We start from the raw sequence: 20711 nt of genomic DNA, 5'->3' as shown, positions 1-20711 counted from the left end.
GATGCATCAAATCGCGCGGATGATGCCGCCGTCCACGCGGATGTTCTGGCCGGTGATGTAGCCCGCACCTTCGGAAGCGAGGAAGGCGATGGTGGCGGCGATCTCCTCCGACGTGCCGTAACGCTGCATCGGAACGCTGTCGCGGCGCTCCTCGGTGGCCGGCAGGCTGTCGATCCAGCCGGGCAGCACATTGTTCATGCGCACATTGTCCGCTGCATAGGTGTTGGCGAAGATCTTGGTGTAAGCGGCAAGGCCGGCGCGGAACACGGCGGAAGTCGGGAACATCGGGCTCGGCTCGACAACCCATGCCGTCGAGATGTTGATGATGGCGCCGGCCTTCTGCTTGACCATCTGCGGCGCTAGGATGCGCACCGGTCGGATGACGTTCATCAGATAGACGTCGAGCCCGGTGTGCCACTGCTCGTCTGATATTTCGAGGATCGGTGCGCGCGGCCCGTGGCCGCCGCTGTTGACCAGCACGTCGATGCGGCCAAAGCGCTCAAGCGTGAGATCGGCGAGCCGCTGCAAATCGTCATTCGACTGGTTGGAGCCGGTGACGCCGAGACCGCCAAGCTCCTTGGCCAGCGCCTCGCCCTTGCCGGAGGACGACAGGATCGCAACCTTGAAACCGTCCGCCGCCAGGCGCTTTGCCGCTGCCGCGCCCATGCCGCTGCCACCGGCCACGACGACTGCCACTTTTTCTACACTCATTTCTTCTCTCCTTGCGGTCTTGCGGCGCATGCGTTGCGCATTCAAAAGGTGATATAGCTGGATTCCGCCGCTGGTTCGAACCAGAAAGCCTGAAATCAAGCTGTAGAAAAACTCCTGCATGCCCGAAGCCTTCCTGAGCCTGCCGCCGTTGAATGCTCTGCGCGCCTTTGAAGCCGCCGCGCGTCATCTCAACTTCCGCATCGCCGCGCAGGAGCTGAACGTGACGCAAGGGGCGGTGGCGCAGCACATACGCGGGCTGGAGGCCGATCTCGGCGCAAAACTGTTCGAGCGGCTGCCCCGCGGCCTGGCGCTCACCGACGAGGGCCGCGCCTATGTGCCCAACATCCGCCGTGCCTTCGAGCTGATCTCGGAGGCCACTTTGCTGCTGCGCCCCGAACCGGCGCGGCTGACAATCAGCGTGACGCCGAGCTTTGCCACCAAATGGCTGATCCCGAAGCTGCCGGAGTTCGTGGCGCACAATCCGCTGGTCGATCTGCGCATTCTGGCCAGCGAAAGCCTGTCGAGTTTCCAGGCCGACGGCGTCGACATTGCGGTCAGGCAAGGGCGTTCGCCCTTCGGCCCCGGCCTGATGGTGGATCTTTTGTTTCCACAGCAGATCGTCGCCATCTGCAGCCCTGCCCTTTTGCCGGCCGGCGCGAAGCAGATTGCGCCGACGGATATCCAGCATCATGTCCTGCTGCACGACACGCACAATCTGTGGCCCGAATTCATGGAAAAGGCGCTCAGCCTGAAGATGGCCCCAGAGGCAAAACGAATGCGCTTCAACCAGACCGGACTGGCGATCGACGCCGCCATTGCCGGCCAGGGCATCGCGCTCGCCAGTCGCTTCCTGGTCGCCGCCGACCTCGCCGCCGGCCGGCTGGTGCAGCCGATCAACGCTGAGATGCGTGGGACGCAGGATTTCTATGTCGTGATGCCGCGCAAGCAACGCCATCCCGAACCGACGCAGGCGGTGCGACAATGGCTGCTGGATGAGGCGGGGGTGGAGGATAGCTGATCTCCCCCCTTGCGGGGGAGATGTCCGGCAGGACAGAGGGGGGTGTGAAGGAACGCCAACGATCGACGTCGTCCGTTCCTACCCCCGAATCCAGGGGCTGACCGATAGTTTGACAGGCCAGAGGGACAGCACACCCCCCTCTGCCCTGCCGGGCATCTCCCCCGCAAGGAGGGAGATTGGCATCTTCGCTGACAGCGCTCCCTTTACCCTCGCCGCGCAATGTCAGCCGCCACCGCCTTCGCCTCCCTGCCGATTTCCCTGAGCAGGCCGGTGACCGGATTGTAGAAGCCGACGAGGTAGAGGCCGAGTTGCGAAGAGCGGGCGTTGACGCCGCTGCGTTCCGGCTGCAGTTCTGCCGGCAGAAACTTCTCGCCCTAGCCGATATGCTCGGCGCGCAGCTTCTTCTTCATCTGCTCAAGGGCAACCTCCCCGCCCGCGGCCAGTTCGTCGGCGATCCTGGCCAATTCGTTATCGGCGTTGCGGTATTTGCTGCCCCAGGCACCAAGCGTCGCCAGCACGGGCAACAGGTCAATGCCGGCCTCGGTCAGCCGGTAGATCGCCTTGAGTTTGTGGGTGGGGTCGTCGCTTCTGGTGACAATGCCCTCATCCTGCAAGGTCTGCAGCCGCTCGGCCAGCGTGCGCGACGAGATGCCCTCGTCGGACTGCAAAAACTCCCGGAAGTGAGTCTTCCCGGCGAAAACCAGGTCGCGGACGATCAGCAGCGTCCAGCGGTCGCCGAGCAGTTCGAGCGAGAGGCTGATGGGGCAACCGGATCTTTCCCTGGTCGACATTTCTATGGTTCCGTTTTTAAATCACTTTACTATTGACATCATTTTCTCCTTGCGTCAATGATTTTAGAAGTAAACCATTTTCCACCTGGACGACACTCAGGTCGAATGAAGAGAACGACGATGAGAAAGCTGATCCTGCAAATGCAGATGTCGGTCGACGGTTTTGTCGGCGCGGCCGGCGACGAGCACTGGCAGCTCTGGGAATGGGGCGGCAATTCCCCGTGGGACGACGAATTGAAGCACGATTTCAACGCCGTGTTCGCCGGCATCGACACCATCCTGCTCAGCCGCAAGATGGCCGAAGAGGGTTACCTCACCCACTGGGGCAATGCGGCGAAAAACTATCCGCGCGATCCCTTCTACGCCTTTGCGCAGCGCATCGTCGAGGCACGCAAGGTGGTGCTGAGCGACAAGCTCGCATCATCGCGGTGGGAGCGCACGACGCTTGCCAGCGGCGACCTGCCGCGCGAGGTCAAGGCGCTGAAAGCCGAGGGCGGTGGCGACATGGCGGTGTTCGGCGGCGCCGGCTTTGCCTCGGCGCTGATTGCGGCGGGGCTGGTCGATGAGTTCCAGCTGTTCATCAATCCGGCGGCGCTCGGCGACGGCGAGCGGGTTTTCGACCAGGGCGGCTTCAGAAAACTGCGCCTCGTCGGCTCGAAAGCCTATGCCTGCGGCATGGTGGTGAACCGCTACGCCCCGGCTTGATCTGGTTCAACGATTGAATCGGTGAACCGCTGCAACTCCTTGTTTTCAAGAGAATTCCGGGCGAGAACCGCTGGGAGCCTTCTTGGAACTGCTCTAGAAATTGATCTCGACCGAAGCAGCGCTGCGCTTCGCCTGCCCGTGAAACACCGCCTCGATGTTGTTGCCGTCGGGGTCGAGCAGGAAGGCGGCGTAGTAGCCGGGATGGTAGGGCCGCTCGCCCGGCGCACCATTGTCGGTGCCGCCGGCAGCCAAGCCCGCCTTGTAGAAGGCATCGACCATGGCGTTGTCCCTGGCCTGGAAGGCCAAATGGTGACGCCCGGTCAGCTGCCCCCTCGCCGCCCGGCTGTCGAGACTGGAGATGAACAATTCGTCGGCCCAGAAATAGTCCTCGGCCTCGCCGCCGATCGGAATGCCGAGCACCTTGAACACCGCTTCGTAGAAGCGCCGGCTGGCCTTGAGATTCCTGACCACCAGCTGAATGTGGTCGATGAGGCGGCCGCGATGCAGCTCCATGAACGATATCTCCGGTTCAGAAGATCGTAAACTATGGTCGAGAAGCGCCTCGTCAATTCGGCACGGCATTTTTGTTGCATCACGACCTGATTCTGACCTCGTGCGCCCTGCCTTCACGACATCCGGATGGACTTCCGCCTAAACCGGATAAAAAATGCAACCGGATTGTCGGATTCGAAATCCCACCAACGTCCTTCGGACGCAAGCGGCGCAACGGAGCTGGCGCGCCGCATCGAACCGATTCGGGAGAAGACCATGAACAATTCCTATCGTTGGGTGATCGTCGCGGCGGGCGCGTTGATGACCTGTGTGGCGCTCGGCGCGATGTTTTCGCTGGCGATCTTTCTCGAGCCGATGGCGCTCGACACCAACTGGTCGCGCACCGGCATTTCCAGCGCCATGACGCTGAACTTTCTGGTGATGGGCGCCGGTGGTTTCGCCTGGGGCGCCATCTATGACCGCGTCGGCGCCCGCCCCGTCGTCTTTGCCGGCGCGGTACTGCTTGGCCTGTCGCTGGTGGTGGCGAGCCGCGCCAATTCGCTCATCGTCTTCCAGCTGAGCTACGGCGTCATCGTCGGGCTGGCGGCGAGCGCCTTCTTCGCGCCGATGATCGCGCTCACCACCGCCTGGTTCGACACTCATCGCAGCCTTGCCGTGTCGCTGGTCTCGGCCGGCATGGGCGTGGCGCCGATGACCATCTCGCCCTTCGCGCGCTGGCTGATCACCGCCTATGACTGGCGCACGGCCATGTTCGACATCGGCATCATGGCCTGGGTGCTTTTGCTGCCGGCCGTCTTCCTGGTGCGCCAGCCATCGATGGCGGTCGCGGCAGCGGATGGCAGTGCGCCCGCGCCTGCCGCGGACGATCCCGGCTTCAGCGTCGGCCAGGCGCTGCGCTCGCCGCAATTCCTGGTGCTGGGGATGACCTTCTTCGCCTGCTGCGCGGCGCATTCCGGGCCGATCTTCCACATGGTGAGCTATGCCATGTCCTGCGGCGTAGCACCCATGGCCGCCGTGTCGATCTACAGCGTCGAGGGCCTTGCCGGCCTTGGCGGGCGCGTGCTCTACGGCGTGCTCGGCGACAGGCTGGGCGCCAAGCCGGTGCTGATCGTGGGCCTCGCCATCCAGGCGGTGGTGATTGCCGCCTATCTCGCCGTTGGCAATCTCGAGCAGTTCTATCTCCTGGCGATCATCTTCGGCGCCACTTATGGCGGCGTCATGCCGCTCTATGCCGTGCTGGCGCGCGACTATTTCGGGCCGCGCATCATCGGCACGGTGCTTGGCGCCGCCACGCTGCTGTCCAGCCTCGGCATGTCGTTCGGGCCGCTCGCCGGCGGCATGATCTTCGACGCCTATGCCAGCTATTCCTGGCTGTTCATCGGCTCGGCGCTAGTTGGCTTGGGTGCGGCCGGCATCGCCATCGCCTTCCCGCCGCAGCCCGGCCGGGAGCGGCTGCAAGCGGCTTGAAATCCCTGGTTCCCGCCAGGCGCGGAAATCTGTTTGCCCCATGCATGCGATTATGAAAGGCTTCCGGCCGAAGATACCGCACGCCGGCCAGGCCGGCGTGCGATCCTAGCCAAGTCTGTTCACGGAGGCAGTTGCAGTGGGCCTGGAAGCCGAGGACGCGAGAGGCTGGTCGACCCTGTTGGGCGCGGCGGAGAAAGGCGACGTCGAGACCCTCCGCGCCGAGCTGGCGGCGGGGGCTGACATCAACCAGACGGATGAAGGCGGCTGGTCGGCGTTGCATCTGGCGGCCCACAACGCCCGCGGCCCGGTGCTCGAAGCGCTGATTTCGCATCCGCAGATCGACGTGAATTCCAGGAACAAATGGAAGTGCACGCCGCTCAGCCTCGCCGCGGCCAAGGGACACCACGCCGCCATAACGGCGCTGATCAAGCATCCCGACATCGATATCGACGCGCGCGCCGATTATTATGGCCGGACAGCGCTGATCGAGGCGGCAAGGACCGGGCATCTGAATATCGTCAAGCTGCTCGTCGAACACGGCGCCGATGTCAATGCGGCCGACAAGACCGGCCGCAACAGCGCGCTCATCGAGGCGATCAAGGGGCGGCACTATGACGTGGTGCAATATCTGCTGGAAACGAGGAAGGTGAACTTCCTCAACAAGGACATGCGGCTCAATGCCTTGATCTGGGCCGGCAGCACCCGCAATGCCGAGCTTATCGAGACGCTGGAAGCCGCAATCCACGCTTTCTTCGAAGGCAAGTAAAGCGCGGCGGATCGCTCCGCCACATTTCTCCCAGCGCGACAGATCACGGCCTAGGTCGGCGACAACGCGATCCCTTCGACAGCCAGGATGCGTGTCCTGGCGCTGCGAAAGCGGATCTCCTTCAAACGCTCGTATTCCGGCGAGTCATACCAGGCCGAAAGCGATGCCATGTCGGGAAATTCGATGATGACGAGGCGGTGCGGGTGCCAGTCGCCCTCGAACACCTTGGTCGCACCGCCGCGCGCGAGATAGCGGCCGCCGTAGCGCTCCTCGGTGGCCGGAACCTCACGCCTGTATTGATCGAATACGGCCGCGTCGGTGATATCGACATCGGCAATAAGATAGGCCGCCATCCCGTGTCTCCTCCCTGTTTGCCAATCGTCCCTTCTCAAATTGCCTTGCACATCATCAGCAACGGCATCGGCGCCCGCCGAAGTCGTCGAAATCTGCTGATGCGGCAATCATATTAGTATCAAATCATATTAAGCGCATCCGAGGAGACGGCTTGGTGAACCAAGCTATCAGGCGCCGCCGGCCTCCACCGTCCTTGCGACCACCCAGCGATGCTTGCCGATCTGGCGGCTGCGTTGAAAGCCCTGGCGTTCGAACATGGCCAGCGTGCCATTGTGCAGGAAGGCGCCTGCGACCGAGCGCCTTCCGCGCCGCTAAGGAATAGCCGATCTGGTCCGACTTTGAGGCCGGACGATCAGTTCCTGAGCGCAATCGTCGCCGCTGCGCCGCCCATGCAGACGGCGGCGCCGCGGTTGAACAGGCGCGTGGCACGTGGCGACTGCAGGGTGTGGCGGGTCCTCGCCCCGGCAATAGCGAACGGGAATTGCACCGCCGTCAGGATGATCGCGGTGATGGCTAGCAGGACAGGCACGTCGAGCGGCGACAGCGCGCCGATATCGACCACCGTCGGCAGGATGGAGATGTAGAACAGCACCGATTTGGGATTGCCGAGCGTGACCAGGACACCGGAAACGAACGCGCTTCTGCCGCCGCCGGCCTTGCCCGTCTCAGCCACATTGAAGGTCTCGCCCGAAGTCCAGAACTGCACCGCCAGATAGCAGAGATAGACGACACCTGCCCATTTGATGGCGATCAGGAGAAAGCTGAAGGTCTCGGCGATGAAGGCCAGGCCGGCAAGCACGGCGGCGAGATAAAGCACGTCGCCCAGCACCATGCCGGCGGTCATCCAGGCCGCCTGCCGGTAGCCGCTTTTCAGCGCCTGCGCGACGATGGCGACGATCTGCGGACCGGGAATGATGGCGGCGATCGCCAGTGCGCCGGAATAGGCGGCAAAACCCGACAAAGTCATTCTTGTCTGCCTTTCGATGACCAGATGCGGAATGGAGGCGCCGACAATCGGATCGCCGCCCTGCCCTGTCAACCGGTGCTGGAGCGCGAGGCCACGCGGGTGTCTTCGCGAGGCAGCCGCTCGTCGGAAACCAGCACCACCGGGCAGCGGCAGCGCTGCAGCACATCGCTCGTCGTCTCGCCGAACATCAGTTCCTCGCCCGGGCGCCGCGCCACGCCCATGACGATCAACGCCACCCCCCTGCCAGCCTGGCGGGCAATGGCATCGGCGGCGGCGGCCCTGCTGCGGATGGCGGTCTCGACTTCGACACCGTAGCGGTCGGCAAGCGCGACAATGTCCTTCAGCACCGCCTCCCTGCGGCGATGCGAGACGGTGTCGCGCGGCTCGTCGCGACCGACCCGCGCAACATAGAGCATCTTGACCGGCGCGCCGGTGACGCTGGCAATGGCAAGCGCCAGCTCGGCGCCCCGGCGGGCGACCGACGTGCCGTTGACCGGCACCAGGATCCGGCCCGACTCGGGACCGAGCCTCGGCATCTGCCGGCCGGCGGTGGCGGGTTTCAGCACCAGGCAAAGCGGACCGTCGAAGGCACCGGCGATCTCGTCGAGGCGGCGGCTGAAGCCGCCCTTGGCGGTAAGCGCGCGACCGAGCCCGACAATCAGCATGCCGTAACCCTTGCGCGCCTCCTTCGCCACGGTCTCGGCCGATACGTGCCTGCCGTGCCTGCGGGTGACGGGAGCCTTGGCGGCGGGCTGCTCGTCGGCCTCCTTCGCCGCCTCGCGGTTGTGCTCGGCCCCCTTCTCGATCTCCTCCAGCTTCGGTTCCACTCCCGGCTCGGCTTCGTTCTCGCCGCCGGCATGCAGCACTGTCATCGGCTTGCCGGCGCCGATCACGCCGGCCATGTAGGCGGCGAAGCGGCCGACGACGCCTTCGTCGGCCACCACCAGCAGCCGCTCCAGATTGGCGACGAAGCCGCGCTGGTCGACCTCCTCGCGCTCCAGCCGCTTCTTTTCGGCCTCGCCGAGTGTCAGGCGACCAAGTGCCCAGCGCAGCGTCGGTGGCATCGCTAGCGTGGTGATGACGGCCATGGTGACGATCATGGTGAAGAGGTTGTGCGAAAGCACGCCGATCGAAAGGCCGATCGAGGCGACGATGACCTCGGTCGAGCCGCGCGCGTTCATGCCGCAGCCGACCGCGATGCCCTCGCGGCGGCTCATGCCGGCCAACTCCGCGCCGGTGAAGGCGCCGGCGAACTTGCCGAAGCTGGCGATGGCAACCAGCGCCACGGTGAGCAGCGCAAGTTGCGGATCAAGGAGCACGGTGAGGTCCGCCGAGAGACCAGCGACACCGAAGAACACCGGCATGAACAGCGCCGTGATGACGCCGCGCAACTGGCTCTCGATGTGGCGCGACAGGATCGGCGACTCGCCCACAAGGATGCCGGCAACGAAGGCACCGAGCACGGTGTGGACGCCGATCAGCTCGGTGATCAAAGCCATTACGCCCATGATGGCGAGGATGACGGTGACGACGGCATATTCGCTGCTGAAACTGTCGTTGGTCCAGCGGATGGCGTCGAAGACGATGCGGCGGCCGAGGGTGAAGGAAAAGGCCATGAAGGCGGCGACGCCCGCAAGCGTGAAGGCAAGGCTGCCGAGGTCGATGCGGCCCTTGGTCGCGATGCCGATTGTGATGGCGATGATCACCCAGCCGATCGTGTCCTCGATGATCGCCGAGGAGACGATGATCTGGCCGAGGTCGCGGCGCATGAAGTTCATCTCGCGCACCACCATTGCGACGATCTTGACCGAGGAGATCGACAGCGCGGTGCCGAGGAAGAGGCCGGCGACGACGCGCTCGCTGCCCTCGGCGAGCAGCGACGCAGGCATGGCCTGCGCCGCCGCGAAGCCGAGCACGAAGGGAATCGCGACGCCGGCGGCGGAGATCGAGAAGCAGGCGCGGCCGACCCTGCGCACCAGTCTGAGGTCGGTCTCCATGCCGGTGAGCAGGAGCAGCATCAGCACGCCGAGCTGGGCGATGGCGTTGATCATGATCTTTTGCGAGGCGTCGCCGGAGAAAACCAGACGCTCCGCCTCAGGCCAAAGCCAGCCGAGCAGCGAGGGTCCGAGCAGGATGCCGCCGATGAGCTGACCCATGACGGCCGGTTGGCCGATGCGTTCGAGCAGCTCGCCGAGGCCGCGCCCGACGACCAGCAGCAGGATGATTTCCAGAACGAAAATGCCTTCGCTGGACATGCCGGTCTTTTCAGCCGGCAAGGCAGCGCCCGGGGTGAGCAACAGGGTCGCCGCCGCGGTCGCGACAAGCCAGCGCCATTTGTGCGGGAACGATAAAGACATGCACCCCTCATTCTGCCCGAAATAACGGTTGCATGCGACATCGGTTGCACGGGTGCCGCTCCCATCCAGCACATCCGGCGAGATCAGGACAATTCGATTCAAAGGCGGCTGTGGATGTTTGCTTTCGGGTAAAGCGAGTCGCTCATGTTCGGCGCACGGCGGGAAATAAGGAGAAGCTAATGAAAAGCGACTTTGCCGCCGCCCGGCTGCATCTGGAGCGGGCCGGCCACTATCTGCGCGGCGACGACGAAACGAGCAGCGAGGCCCTTGCGGCGCTCGACCTGTTGATCGAGGCGATCGTTGCGGCCCAGTACACACGGCCGGTGGCGGAGGTGGTGGATTTTCCACGGTCGGCAAGGCTGCGGTAGTCCCACGAAGAGGCCGCTTCGGGTAGGAGCGGCCTCGGCATGCCGCCGTTAGCACGTTGATAAGCATTTGGTAATAAAAGACAGACAATGAAATACAGGCTCGATCCAGCGCATAGGATGCCTGTATCCTCGGCGGATTCGTGTCATGCGCATTAGAAGCCAGATCATCCTCAGCATGGTAAGCGCCGCGGCCTTGATCGGGCTGGTTGGCGGCGTTGCCATCTTCACGCAGATCGCCGCGACCAAATATCTTGGACTGACCGAAGCGACCAACGTCGCGCGCGAACTGGCCGACACCATCGTCTTCAAGCCGTCCGACGGGACGCCTTCGCTGTTCGAGCGGCCAGAGGCGCTCAAGCAATTCATGGAGCACCAGCATCGCCGCATGCGTCGGGATTTCCTGGTCCTCGACCGCAACAAGAACGTCGTTGCCCATGCCGCCGACGAAGAGCACAAGATCGGCGAAAAATTCGAACACGATCCCGGCAACGAAATCGGCCAGACGCTGGAGGACGGCATCCCGCGCAAATTCGTCGACCCGGAGGAAGTCAACGCCGTACTCGCCGTGCCGATCGAATATCCCGAGGATATGATCATCGGCGCCGTGCTGCTGGAATATGATCCCGTTCTGCATGCAGCCGAACAGCGCACCAACAGCATGCTCTGGCTGGTTGGTCTCAGCGCGGCGGCGGCCGTGCTGGTCGCGGTGGGGTTTGCATGGATGCTGCTTAGCCGTTTCGGCTCCGGCCTCAAGGATATGATGGGCGGCATGGAAGCGCTGGCGAACGGCAATGCCATGACCCGCATCAGCCATGCCCGCAAGGATGAGTTCGGACAGCTGGCCGACGGGTTCAACATCATGGCGGACCAGCTTGCATCGGCGCGGGCGCATGTCGAGGATATCGTCGAGACGGCGGCCGAAGGCATCGTGGTGCTGGACAGCGACGGCCGCATCGCCAGCGCCAATCCGGCGGCCGCAACAATGATCGGGCGCCGCGCCGACAAGATCGTCGGGCAGCAATGGGATGCTGTGCTGACGGTGCGCGACCCGAGAGGCGGTGCGTTCGCAGCCGGCGCTTCACCGATCGAAATGGCGTTGGCCACCGGCCGCCAGCACCAGGGCGAGGTGCGTCTGACCAAATCCGATGGATCGCATCTGCCGGTTATCGCCAGCTGCAGTCCGCTCAGCCGATCCGACGGCGGTCTGGTCCTCACCCTCAACGACATCAGCGAGCTGCGCCGCGCCGAAGGGGTCGTCAACGAGCGTGCCGATCAGCTGGCGGTGCTTAACCGCGAACTGCACGAGAAGTCGGAAACCACCACCCGCCTGGTGAAGCTTGGCGAGTTGCTGCAAGCCTGCGTGACCTTCCCCGAAGCTTTCTCAGTGGTCGGCACGGCCATGACAGAGTTCCTCGGCGGTTTGAGCGGAACCGTGCATTTGACCAGCGCCTCGCGCAATCTGGTCGAGGAGATGGCGCATTGGGGCGACGTGCGGTCGAGCGCCACGCAATTTGCGCCCGAAGACTGCTGGGCGCTGCGGCGCGGCCAGGAGCATGTCGCCGGCCCGGGCCTGCTGACGCCGCGCTGCGCCCATATCACCGAGAATGGCAAGAAGGGCTATGTCTGCATGCCGCTGGCGGCGCAAGGCGAGACGCTCGGCATCCTGCATCTGTGCGAGCCGAACGCAGTCGAGAAGCCGCAATGGCTGGCTGAAAGGCAGCAGATCCTGCGCGGCGTCGTCGACACGCTGGCCTTGGCGCTGGCCAATCTGCGCCTGCGTGAGACGTTGCGGCAGCAATCGATCCGCGATCCGAACACCGGCCTGTTCAACCGGCGCTATCTCGAGGAAACGAGCAGCCGCGAACTGCGCCGGATGGAGCGCTCGGCCCAGCCGCTGACGATCCTCATGCTCGACGTCGATCATTTCAAACAATTCAACGACACGTTCGGGCACGAAGCGGGCGACCTCGTCTTGAAGCAGGTCGCCGCAACATTGATCGAGCACGCCAGAGACAGCGATGTCGTCTCGCGCTACGGCGGCGAGGAATTCGCCATCGTCATGCCGGGATGCTCGCTCGAGGAAGGCGCCGAGCGCGCGGAAGCCTTGCGCCAGGCAATCAGGCAGCTTCACCTGACGCATCGCGGCCGCACGCTGGGCACCGTGACGGTCTCGTTCGGTGTCGCCGCCTACCCCGAGCATGGGTCGGGTTGGGCAGAAATCACCAATGCCGCCGACCACGCGCTCTACGATGCCAAAGGCGAAGGACGCGACCGCGTCGTCGTCGCCAAGAGCGGAACTCCCGGCGAGCGGCCCGCGATCCAGCTGGTATCGGCCGCCGCGAAAGCGAGTGTAGACAACAAGGGCTAACTGGCGGTCCGAGCTGCAGTCAGCGCTGCCGATGTACCGTCTCTCGCCGTCAAGCGTGGCCATCAGGGCCATTGGAGCCGTGCCAGGCTTGCGAATGACGCCCGGCAATTCGGAAATCGCCTTCCTCGAAATATCTGGCCTTCAGCCATGTGGTCGACGGTCCGCTCCGGTAGCGGCCGTCGGCGCGCTTCGAGATGATGCCCTCAAGCCCCATCTTGTCGATGGCGCGAAGGATCGCCAGCGCATCGCCGTCGAAATGCTCGCTGTACCGAATCTTGCCGGCGCCAGGCTCAACCAGTTGCCACAGCGCGTGCTTGCGCTGCAGCAGGGGCAAGGGGGCAAGATTGCGACCATCGAGATGGAGGATGTCGAACGCCACGAACACCAGCCGGCTCGGCTCATTCCAGATCGCGGCTTCCAGCGCAGGGTAATCGGGAGCGCCCTGCTCACCGGCTACAATGACCTCGCCGTCGAGAATGGCAGCCCTGCATGGCAGCTCGACTGCCAGCGCGATGGGCCAGTATTTTGCCGTCCAGTCATGGCCGTTCTTACTGAAAAGACGCACACCACCTTGATCGATGATGAGCTGCGTCCTGTAGCCGTCGAACTTGACCTCGTGAACCCATCCCTCATCTTCGGGCGGTTGCTTGACCAGAGTAGGGATCTGCGGCGGAATGAACTCCAGCCGGCCGCCGCTGACCTTGCTACGCTTACTCAAGACGGACACCTTTGACCGCGTAGAGGGGGGCGTTTGTCGGCACAGGCGGCGACACACCAGCTATCTGGACGCCTGCCGCCTGTGCCGAGCCCCCGCCGGACTATCGCAAACATCTACGGACGGGGCCGGAATGTCGTTAGCTTCGCATCCAGATACTTATCCTGGCGTACATATCTCGCTCTCGGTGCGGCGCACTCGCACCGACCGGTCGATGCTACCCGGGATTGCCGCTGGCTCACGCAGTCCCTTGGCCAATTTAGACGACCCAGTTAGGCCTGTTGGTCTTCAGGCCTGAAAACCAACAGGCCTTAGTCCATCAAAAGCACCAGGGTGGGATGCAGCTTCTTCAGGTTTGGCAGCGATTTCGATTGCCAGGGTATGTCGGGCGTTCCACGCACGACGAGTCGAACATCGGGATGCTTGCGTACCTCGATGGTAAATTTCGCCAGCAGGTTGATGCCAGAAGAGTTGAGAAAGTGAAGGTCCTTCAGATTGAGTGTAATGGAAGCGGGATTTGAGGCAAGAACACTGGTCGCCAGAGCCGTGATGGGCGCACCGGCCTCGGAACTGGCAAGCCGCATAGCGCCGTCGAAGAAAATATCGCTTCCTTCGTTCCACACTCGGTAGTCGTCTGTCTTGATTTCCATGACCTGGCTTCGTTTCTTCTAGTTGTGCGTTTGCGAGATCGGAATGGAGGCGTAGGTTTCCAGGCAAATCCGATCGCTTTCGTCGGCGGAGCTGAATATCCAGGCCAGGCGTGCGCCATAGTCGCTCATCAACGTCAGCAATCCGAGTCCGGAGCGTGACACGTCGGGGCTCGCGGCATTCGCTTCAATTCGCTGTATCAGCAGGTCTCTGGGGTCGCCAACCGTGATGTCCGCCAAGAGGTTCTTGAACTCGGAGGCGTTTTTGCCATCGACGTCATTCGACACCTTGAGCTTGAAGCACTCCGAATCCATCGACGCCTCGATCACGATCTCGCCCGGTGCGCGAAACTTGACGGCGTTCTCGATGAGCTCGTTGACCAGATATCCGATGCTGTGCCGCACTTCGATGTAGTCATTGCGGGATGACCGGAAGCGCAACGCGAAAAGATCGGCGATGAAGTCCGAGGTCGTGGCACAATGACGCCAACTCAAGTCGAGAGGTCCGTCGAACAGCCGAACGCGACTGACGCTCTCCTTCATCCCGATTGCAATGTCAGGGGTCCCGAACAGCGTTGTCATTGCTATGTGTGCCTTATGATCACGAGGGTGATGTCGTCATGGATCTTCTGGACTCCGATATGCGCCATCAGATCCTCGATGATCCCGGTCTTGATGTCCTCGGCGCTCCCGCCGTAACGTTTTTTTGCGCTCTGGCAGAGGCGCTCGAACCCGAATAGCCTTTTGTCCTGATCCTCCGCCTCGGTCACACCGTCGGTGTGCAGCACGATCACGTCGCCACTCTCGAACTGGATGTCACGCGTGTCGATGAACTTCGAGATGTCATTCTCCAGACCAACCGGCATACCCAGATCAAGCGTATCGATGCGTTCGACCTCCCCGTCCGCACGCACGACGAGCACGTCCTCATGCTGGCCGGATAGCGTTACCCGCTCATCCTCGAAGTCAAGAAAGGCCAGCGAGAGATGCTTGCCGGTGTTCGTCCGCTCGATGTTCTTGTAGATCGCTCTGTTCAGCCGGTCCAGAAACTGGTGCGGATCCGCTTCGTCGGTCTCCTGCAGCGCGCGTGCGACGGATTGGACCATCAGCATCAGCACGCCGCTCTCGAGACCATGACCGGTCACGTCGCCGATGCCGATCTTGATCCGTGATCCGTTCTGCAGGACGTCGTAATAGTCACCGCCGACCTCGTCGGCCGGCCGCATGTAGGCTGCGATCTCCAGCCCCGGAATCGCTTCGAGTTCGAATGGTTTCGGCAGGACCATCAACTGGATCTGCTTGGCAACCGCGAGCTCGGCGCCGAGGCGGACGTTCTCGTCCTGCAGCTTTTCGTTGAGAGCGGAAATCTCCTGATTGGCGTCGCCGAGTTCTCTGGTTCGTTCGTCGACGAGTTGCTCGAGGTTTTCCGTGTGGAAGCTGATCTGCTCGGCCATGCGGTTGAAAGCAATGCCAGCGGCTCCAACCTCGTCGCGCGTCGGAATGCTGACGCGGACTGAATAGTCCTTGGTCTGGAGCCGCTGGGCGGCACTGGCAAGCGCCCTGAGGCCTGCGGTGATCCGCTTCGAAATTCCGAGCACGGCCGCGAAAACAATCAGAAGCGAAACGATGATCGCACCGATCTGAAAGAGCAGGATACGATTGGTTGCGCGCGAAATGCTCTTCTGCGCGGCAAACAGGGACGCGTAGATCTCCCCTTCGGGGACGACGATCCCGACCGACATCGTTTCGGACTTGATCGGTCCCGAACTCCACAGATTGGTCGGCTTCAGGCGCTTGAGGACAACAATGTAGGGTACGCGTTCGCCTTTGTTGTCGAGCATGATATGCTGAATGACACCGTCATTGTTCTGGCCGAGTGGCAGCGATGCGATAGCCGGCTGAGTACTTCCCCGCAGGGACCGCTCCAGGCCGGTGACGCCCTGCGTGCCCGCGTCGCTTGATGAAGTCAGGCCGATGATCGCCTGGCCCGACGGATTGATCGCCACCACATTGCCAGTCGACATGGTGAGGAAGCCGAACCCGGTTTCAGCGATCTTCACCCTTTCGACGACTTCCGCGAGCTGATCGAGAGTGATGTCTGCCCCGGCCGTACCGGCGATACCGGTGCGATCGCGCGTCCACAGCGGGTGGAAAAAGCTGACGATCAGCTTTCCCGTGATTGCATCGGTGTAAGGCGCTGTCTGGGTGATATCGTCAGGGACCGGACGCGACCCCGGATCCCTGGCCCATTGCTGCCATGAACCATAGATTCCCGGAAAGAAGAACTCCCAGAACTCCGCCTTGTTGTGGCCCGGATAAAGCTTGTCGAAGGTCTGCGCCTGGTCCGTATACGGCACCGTCCTGAAGATCGGCCGTTCTTTTGGACCAATATAGTACATTTGCAGTTTGGACGATCCGCTGGCCATGAGAGTCGGCGCGACGAGATCGATCACGGTACTGTCATCTATTTCCTTCTGAACGCCCGGCAGCGGAGCGTGGTCGGCGCCCAGCAGGTAGCCCCAGACACTGACCACGGAAGGCGCGCCGGGCAGGTTCTGCGCCCAATCGCCCTGCGCGTCGTAGACGACCTTCACGGAGCCGGGCGCTTCATGCGAAAGCGTCGCTCCGACCTCTTGCTGCCTCGTCGGTTCGTTGATCTGGGCCTGCAGTACGCCAGCCAGCGCCTTGACGTCGCCGTGAACCCGATCGAGCAGCAGATCGACGCTCAACGCTGTCGATTCGGCATAGGAACGAATGTATTCCTGGTTTGCGGTCGTCAGGCCCTCACCGACTTCCGATGTTGCGTCGCGCGACAGCTTCTGAACGTTCCAAAGGGCCAGGCCACCGCTCAGCAGGAGGTCGAACAGGACGGCGCCGCCAACGACCAACACGAATTTCGCTCGAAAGGAGCGCAGGCCGAAGCGCGGTGTAGGCTCATTGTCGGCTTTCATTGCGGCCGTCGCCCCGATGCAACCCAGATCGGCCAACCCGCATAACCTTTAGGGTGGAGCGCAGCGAAAATGTGGTCCTCGAAACCCTGCCGGAACTGTGAGACGAACTCAGGTCCATCGCCGCGCCTGGTCGCCATCTCGCCCGCATAGACATCCGCCCATGCCGCAATGACATCGGCGAAATCCTGCGGATCGCCGTCCAGGTTAGTGACCATGAAGGTCTCCACACGGATGTCTTCGAATCCTGCTTCCATCAGATATCGCCGGCTCTTGGGCCCAAGCTCGACGTCCATCTCGAAATGCCCGAACAGCTTCGCCACCTCGTTATAGGTCCAACGGATGCTTTCGGCGCGCGGCTCGCCGAGGCAATGCGAATTCTTCTCGTTGGTGATGTAGACCCGCCCGCCCGGCTTGCATATGCGGTAGAGCTCCTTGAGGATGAGTTCAGGCCGATTGAATATCTGAAGGGAATGCCGGCAGGTCACCAGGTCGAACTGCGCTTCGTCGAGCAGCATCTCCGACGCATCGCCATAGGTATATTCGATGCCCCGGATATCGAACTCCCGCATCACCTGTCGAGCATAGTTCAGGCTCGATATGGAGTGGTCGAGGGCGACGATCCGCGATGGCTGGAACTCCTTCTGCACGAGCACGGCGAAATCGCCGATCCCGCAACAGATGTCGGCCATGACGATCCCCTGCCTCATGCCGTGTCGCGGCAAGATTGCGCGCTCGTGGCGCCAGGTCATCTTCGTCTGTGAACGCAGGATCGGAACGAACCCGCCTTCCTCGAGGAAGCCCTGTCCCGGATAGAATTCGCTGTCATACTCCTCGACCGTGATGTTCGGCTCGATTCCGCTCAAGCGACCGAATTTTCGCGAGGTCCATCCGACGACGCTTGACGTGATGACGACGAATTTGAGATCGGGCCGAGCGCGGCAGGCGTCGATGAGGATCCTCGAAAAGGCGTGAAACGCAGCGTTGTTCATCTGCGTCAGGCGTCTGACATTGACGTAGAGAACGCCGCGCACACGGCCGATCGCATCGCGGAGCAATGCTATGCTGGGCCCAAGTTCATCGATTGCCTGAGGCCGGACCACCCCGGATATGGAGAACTCCTGGTTGTTGGCGTCATATTGCGCCTTGAAGCGCGGGAGGAGGTCGTAAGGGCTCAATGTTGCAGGCCCTCAAGCGGGAGATCCACGACAAGCTTGATTGCATCACCATCGGCTTCCTCCACCCTGAGTGCCGCGTTGTAGTCGACAGCCAGTTCCAGGAGCACAACCTCCCGGCTGGGCGCGACATCCCCAGACACCGAATTGAGGTATCGCTCCCTGGCCTCTGTCCCTGCGACGCGTGACACGGCTTCTTCATAGAATTGGCGCTCCTCTGGCACGCATGGGAACGTCAGTTCGATCCTGTCCGTCGCGCCGTGGCGGGACACCCTGCATGCCAGTTCACCACCGGCATGGCGCGTACGAAAGGCGACTTCCAGCAATTCATTGAGGGCAGAGGAAAAGAGATTTGAATGCCGGACCGAGTCTGATCTGTTTTGACTGATCATCCGGGCCGTGTATGTCGAGACATAATCGCAGTGTCTCCAGGCGGAGACGAAAGCTTTGATTTCCATGTCGATCTGGATCATGGGCGCAAAAGTCGGCTCGCCAGCCAGTTCATGATGAACAGGTCCCACAGGCATCCTCCCTTGTTCCATCAGCATTGAGCCCTGGTAAGGCGATGGTCTCCGCGACGAAAAATTTCACCCCGCGCCGTGATGAGTCACTCTTGCACCGACTCGAAGAATTGAGCGGCATCTGCCTCGGTCGTTTCCACAAATCTCCACTTCACCGTTAACAAAGGGTGCAAGGTGCAAAGCAATTCCAGGAAACATGCGTAGCGGTTTTCCGTCCGGATTTGTGTAAAAACAAATACTTAGGGTCAGTGGTTCTATCAAACCGCTCTAAACCGCCCGATTTGATTCCTCCATCGCTCGCACCACCCTCAGCTGGGATCGTCTGATGAAATTGCCAATTGCATCGGCTCCGAGTGGGCGTCCCAGGAAATTGCCCTGCAGGCAATCGCAGTTCTCCTTGATCAGCCACCGCGCCTGTGCCGACGTCTCGACCCCCTCGGCGGTGACGCTTATTCCCAGGCCGTGCGCCAGATTTATGATCGATCGCACGATGGTCTGGCTTTTGAGATCGGTCCCCAGGTCCGCAATAAAGTACTGATCTATCTTCAACGTGTCGAAGGGAAAGTTCTTAAGATAGCTCAACGATGAGTAGTATGTTCCAAAATCGTCGAGCGATATTCGTATTCCCAAGACGTTCAGAGTGTTTAACGTGTCGATATTGTCGATCGTCTTCTCGAGAAGAACCGTTTCGGTTATCTCGAGTTCAAGTCGGTCGGCCCGGATTCCAACTGCGTCGATGACCTGAGCCACGGTGTCAGTCAGCGATCCGCTAAGGAACTGAGCAGGCGACAGGTTCACTGCGATCGTCAGCGAGGAGGGCCACGTCAATGCCTGGCGACAGGCCTCCTCAAGCACCCATCGTCCAATCTCGTCCATCAGACCGTCCGCCTCGGCAATCGGTATGAACACGCCGGGTGGAATGATTCCGATCTCGGGGTGCCGCCACCGTAGTAGCGCTTCGAAACCGATCACCGAAGCGGGAGACCGAATGAGCGGCTGATACTCCAAATAAAGCTCGCCCCGCTCCAGCGCGGTTCGAAGGTTGCGCCTCAGATTCTCGCGTTGCTCGAGCAAGAGCAGCATCGAACGGTTGAACGTTCGAGCGCAACCGCGTCCATCCGTCTTGGCTGCGTAAAGAGCAATGTCCGCGGCTTTCATCAACTGCTCGCCATCGGTACCGTGCTCCGGCCCGAAAGCAATTCCGATACTCGAGCCGACGAAGACGGGAATGCCGTTGATGACGAACGGCTCCTTGAACGCGTCGACCAACGATCCTGCGAGGCGCTCGGCTTCCGCAGGCTGATCCTTTCCCAATTGGATGACGGCGAACTCATCGCCGGCATACCGGTATGCGGATTCGCCGTCCTGCAGCGCGTCGCGGATTCGACCCGCTGCGAGTTGAAGAAGCGTGTCGCCTGCTCCATGACCGAGCGTGTCGTTGACCGCTTTGAAATCGTCGAGGTCGATTTGCAGCAGGGCGGCTTTCGGCTTTGCTCCGCCGATGGCCGCGAGCGCCTGCTGTAGCCGCTCGCCGAACCGCCGCCGATTCTGCAGTCCGGTCAGCACGTCGTGCGTCGCCTGATGGAGCAGAATTACATGCTCCTGCTCCTCCGCCGCGCTCCGCTCGCCGTGCCCCCTTGTCTCGATGATTCCCACACCATTCGCGGCGGCGAAGACGAAAACGGAACGGGGCGCTTCGTCCGATGATCGCGGCAAGTCGATGCTTGCCGGAGTGCCGCCGTGGAACACACGAAGAAATTCGTCGCGGTACCCCGCATCGAGGAAGCTCGGGTAGATCTCCCAAACGGCGACACCCGGCGCTACCGCGCCTCCGTACACGCCTTTGAGCTTGGTTGCGTAGTGCGTCAGGCAGAAGTCGCGGTCATAGAACGACAAAAGTTCGGTCGTGTTTGCCAAAAGGTCAGCGAGAAGCGCTTCGCCGGCACGTGGAACATCGCTTGAGGAGGGCTCCTCACTCTCCGTGCCGACGCCTGATGCCTCTGGGTGCAAGAGCCACCTCCATAGGCGGTGCAAATTCGCTTCCCCCAGTCCAGAAATAGCATAACTGTCAGGCTTGGCAAACTTTCAACTGGCAGTCTTAACAAGTTCCGCGTGCTGCGTAGTTGCAATGTATGCCCGGCAGTGATTGGCGGCAAATTATCGAGAATGATGACCAGTCACAGTTCGTTAATAAATCGGCAAGCGGTGGGAATTAGCCATATGATTGATGGCGCGGTGGACGCGACACGAAAATATTGTGGTCCATGAGGCGGTGTGGCCTTCCCCGCCCGGCAACCTTTTTTGAGACCGGTCCGTCCAA

Annotated in this window: 19 protein-coding genes; 6 read left to right on the top strand and 13 right to left on the bottom strand. The window is 62.0% G+C overall.

Translation table 11 applies throughout. The features are described 5' to 3' along the window. Window positions 1-6: 6 nt before the first annotated feature. A complete protein-coding gene (locus tag AC1D1N_RS27675) occupies window positions 7-711 on the bottom strand; it encodes an SDR family oxidoreductase (protein ID WP_436259324.1) in 705 nt (234 codons plus the stop codon). Between the two features lie 118 nt (window positions 712-829). Here AC1D1N_RS27675 and gcvA point away from each other — a divergent pair, with 118 nt between their 5' ends. Further along, complete coding sequence (gene gcvA, locus AC1D1N_RS27670) at window positions 830-1729, top strand: transcriptional regulator GcvA (RefSeq protein ID WP_477352295.1); 900 nt, start codon at window positions 830-832, stop codon at window positions 1727-1729. A 374-nt stretch (window positions 1730-2103) separates the two neighbouring features. Here the strand turns inward: gcvA and AC1D1N_RS27665 are convergent, their stop codons facing one another. Further along, window positions 2104-2520, bottom strand: coding sequence for a winged helix-turn-helix transcriptional regulator (locus AC1D1N_RS27665; RefSeq protein ID WP_112566572.1), 417 nt, complete (start codon window positions 2518-2520; stop codon window positions 2104-2106). Window positions 2521-2640: 120 nt separating this feature from the next. Between AC1D1N_RS27665 and AC1D1N_RS27660 the strand changes: the two genes are divergently transcribed. Then, window positions 2641-3225 carry a dihydrofolate reductase family protein gene (locus tag AC1D1N_RS27660; protein ID WP_112566575.1) on the top strand — a complete coding sequence of 195 codons (585 nt, stop codon included), beginning with the start codon at window positions 2641-2643 and terminating at the stop codon, window positions 3223-3225. A gap of 93 nt (window positions 3226-3318) precedes the next feature. Here AC1D1N_RS27660 and AC1D1N_RS27655 read toward each other — a convergent pair whose 3' ends face one another. After that, window positions 3319-3747, bottom strand: a complete 429-nt coding sequence (locus AC1D1N_RS27655) for a VOC family protein (protein WP_436261954.1) — start codon at window positions 3745-3747, stop codon at window positions 3319-3321. A gap of 246 nt (window positions 3748-3993) precedes the next feature. On the opposite strand from AC1D1N_RS27655, the gene AC1D1N_RS27650 reads away from it, so the two are divergent. Further along, window positions 3994-5205: an MFS transporter gene (locus AC1D1N_RS27650; RefSeq protein WP_477352293.1), complete on the top strand. Its 1212-nt coding sequence runs from the start codon at window positions 3994-3996 to the stop codon at window positions 5203-5205. A gap of 136 nt (window positions 5206-5341) precedes the next feature. Beyond that, window positions 5342-5971 (top strand): ankyrin repeat domain-containing protein, encoded by a 630-nt coding sequence (locus AC1D1N_RS27645; RefSeq protein ID WP_477352291.1) that lies wholly within the window; start codon window positions 5342-5344, stop codon window positions 5969-5971. 50 nt (window positions 5972-6021) lie between these two features. Here AC1D1N_RS27645 and AC1D1N_RS27640 read toward each other — a convergent pair whose 3' ends face one another. The 3 genes from AC1D1N_RS27640 to AC1D1N_RS27630 all read right to left on the bottom strand — a co-directional run bounded on the left by AC1D1N_RS27640 (window position 6022) and on the right by AC1D1N_RS27630 (window position 9649). Then, entirely contained in the window at window positions 6022-6324 is a 303-nt protein-coding gene (locus tag AC1D1N_RS27640; protein WP_142868601.1) for a DUF1330 domain-containing protein, read from the bottom strand. 353 nt (window positions 6325-6677) lie between these two features. Further along, window positions 6678-7292 carry a LysE family translocator gene (locus AC1D1N_RS27635; RefSeq protein ID WP_352587666.1) on the bottom strand — a complete coding sequence of 205 codons (615 nt, stop codon included), beginning with the start codon at window positions 7290-7292 and terminating at the stop codon, window positions 6678-6680. 68 nt (window positions 7293-7360) lie between these two features. Further along, complete coding sequence (locus tag AC1D1N_RS27630) at window positions 7361-9649, bottom strand: cation:proton antiporter domain-containing protein (protein WP_436259320.1); 2289 nt, start codon at window positions 9647-9649, stop codon at window positions 7361-7363. Window positions 9650-9828: 179 nt separating this feature from the next. On the opposite strand from AC1D1N_RS27630, the gene AC1D1N_RS27625 reads away from it, so the two are divergent. Beyond that, window positions 9829-10017: a hypothetical protein gene (locus AC1D1N_RS27625; RefSeq protein WP_142868598.1), complete on the top strand. Its 189-nt coding sequence runs from the start codon at window positions 9829-9831 to the stop codon at window positions 10015-10017. Window positions 10018-10162: 145 nt separating this feature from the next. Then, window positions 10163-12385: a sensor domain-containing diguanylate cyclase gene (locus AC1D1N_RS27620; RefSeq protein ID WP_477352288.1), complete on the top strand. Its 2223-nt coding sequence runs from the start codon at window positions 10163-10165 to the stop codon at window positions 12383-12385. A 49-nt stretch (window positions 12386-12434) separates the two neighbouring features. Here AC1D1N_RS27620 and AC1D1N_RS27615 read toward each other — a convergent pair whose 3' ends face one another. From AC1D1N_RS27615 to AC1D1N_RS27585, 7 genes are all read right to left on the bottom strand, one after another. Then, window positions 12435-13103: an ATP-dependent DNA ligase gene (locus AC1D1N_RS27615; RefSeq protein ID WP_477352286.1), complete on the bottom strand. Its 669-nt coding sequence runs from the start codon at window positions 13101-13103 to the stop codon at window positions 12435-12437. A 308-nt stretch (window positions 13104-13411) separates the two neighbouring features. Next, window positions 13412-13750 carry a slr1659 superfamily regulator gene (locus AC1D1N_RS27610; protein ID WP_112566593.1) on the bottom strand — a complete coding sequence of 113 codons (339 nt, stop codon included), beginning with the start codon at window positions 13748-13750 and terminating at the stop codon, window positions 13412-13414. Window positions 13751-13768: 18 nt separating this feature from the next. Next, window positions 13769-14329: a slr1658 superfamily regulator gene (locus tag AC1D1N_RS27605; RefSeq protein WP_162712409.1), complete on the bottom strand. Its 561-nt coding sequence runs from the start codon at window positions 14327-14329 to the stop codon at window positions 13769-13771. Window positions 14330-14331: 2 nt separating this feature from the next. Continuing rightward, window positions 14332-16698, bottom strand: coding sequence for a SpoIIE family protein phosphatase (locus AC1D1N_RS27600; protein WP_436259316.1), 2367 nt, complete (start codon window positions 16696-16698; stop codon window positions 14332-14334). Next, window positions 16695-17873, bottom strand: coding sequence for a methyltransferase domain-containing protein (locus AC1D1N_RS27595; protein WP_436259315.1), 1179 nt, complete (start codon window positions 17871-17873; stop codon window positions 16695-16697). The genes AC1D1N_RS27600 and AC1D1N_RS27595 overlap by 4 nt, the downstream gene beginning before the upstream one ends. After that, complete coding sequence (locus AC1D1N_RS27590) at window positions 17870-18412, bottom strand: ubiquinone biosynthesis methyltransferase UbiE (RefSeq protein ID WP_477352409.1); 543 nt, start codon at window positions 18410-18412, stop codon at window positions 17870-17872. The genes AC1D1N_RS27595 and AC1D1N_RS27590 overlap by 4 nt, the downstream gene beginning before the upstream one ends. Before the next feature lie 246 nt (window positions 18413-18658). Beyond that, window positions 18659-20401: a putative bifunctional diguanylate cyclase/phosphodiesterase gene (locus AC1D1N_RS27585; RefSeq protein ID WP_477352284.1), complete on the bottom strand. Its 1743-nt coding sequence runs from the start codon at window positions 20399-20401 to the stop codon at window positions 18659-18661. Window positions 20402-20711 lie beyond the last annotated feature (310 nt).

The organism is Mesorhizobium sp. P2_B5, assembly GCF_056404775.1.
This window is presented reverse-complemented; position numbering and strand designations above follow the sequence as displayed.

What these genes read in the sequence shown, in the direction of transcription:
- AC1D1N_RS27610 (WP_112566593.1), bottom strand. Translation starts at nt 13,750, where the DNA reads ATGGAAATCAAGACAGACGACTACCGAGTGTGGAACGAAGGAAGCGAT.
- AC1D1N_RS27605 (WP_162712409.1), bottom strand. Translation starts at nt 14,329, where the DNA reads ATGACAACGCTGTTCGGGACCCCTGACATTGCAATCGGGATGAAGGAG.
- AC1D1N_RS27625 (WP_142868598.1), top strand. Translation starts at nt 9,829, where the DNA reads ATGAAAAGCGACTTTGCCGCCGCCCGGCTGCATCTGGAGCGGGCCGGC.
- AC1D1N_RS27675 (WP_436259324.1), bottom strand. Translation starts at nt 711, where the DNA reads ATGAGTGTAGAAAAAGTGGCAGTCGTCGTGGCCGGTGGCAGCGGCATG.
- AC1D1N_RS27660 (WP_112566575.1), top strand. Translation starts at nt 2,641, where the DNA reads ATGAGAAAGCTGATCCTGCAAATGCAGATGTCGGTCGACGGTTTTGTC.
- AC1D1N_RS27635 (WP_352587666.1), bottom strand. Translation starts at nt 7,292, where the DNA reads ATGACTTTGTCGGGTTTTGCCGCCTATTCCGGCGCACTGGCGATCGCC.
- AC1D1N_RS27590 (WP_477352409.1), bottom strand. Translation starts at nt 18,412, where the DNA reads ATGGAACAAGGGAGGATGCCTGTGGGACCTGTTCATCATGAACTGGCT.
- AC1D1N_RS27665 (WP_112566572.1), bottom strand. Translation starts at nt 2,520, where the DNA reads ATGTCGACCAGGGAAAGATCCGGTTGCCCCATCAGCCTCTCGCTCGAA.
- AC1D1N_RS27600 (WP_436259316.1), bottom strand. Translation starts at nt 16,698, where the DNA reads ATGAAAGCCGACAATGAGCCTACACCGCGCTTCGGCCTGCGCTCCTTT.
- AC1D1N_RS27620 (WP_477352288.1), top strand. Translation starts at nt 10,163, where the DNA reads ATGCGCATTAGAAGCCAGATCATCCTCAGCATGGTAAGCGCCGCGGCC.
- AC1D1N_RS27630 (WP_436259320.1), bottom strand. Translation starts at nt 9,649, where the DNA reads ATGTCTTTATCGTTCCCGCACAAATGGCGCTGGCTTGTCGCGACCGCG.
- AC1D1N_RS27650 (WP_477352293.1), top strand. Translation starts at nt 3,994, where the DNA reads ATGAACAATTCCTATCGTTGGGTGATCGTCGCGGCGGGCGCGTTGATG.
- gcvA (WP_477352295.1), top strand. Translation starts at nt 830, where the DNA reads ATGCCCGAAGCCTTCCTGAGCCTGCCGCCGTTGAATGCTCTGCGCGCC.
- AC1D1N_RS27640 (WP_142868601.1), bottom strand. Translation starts at nt 6,324, where the DNA reads ATGGCGGCCTATCTTATTGCCGATGTCGATATCACCGACGCGGCCGTA.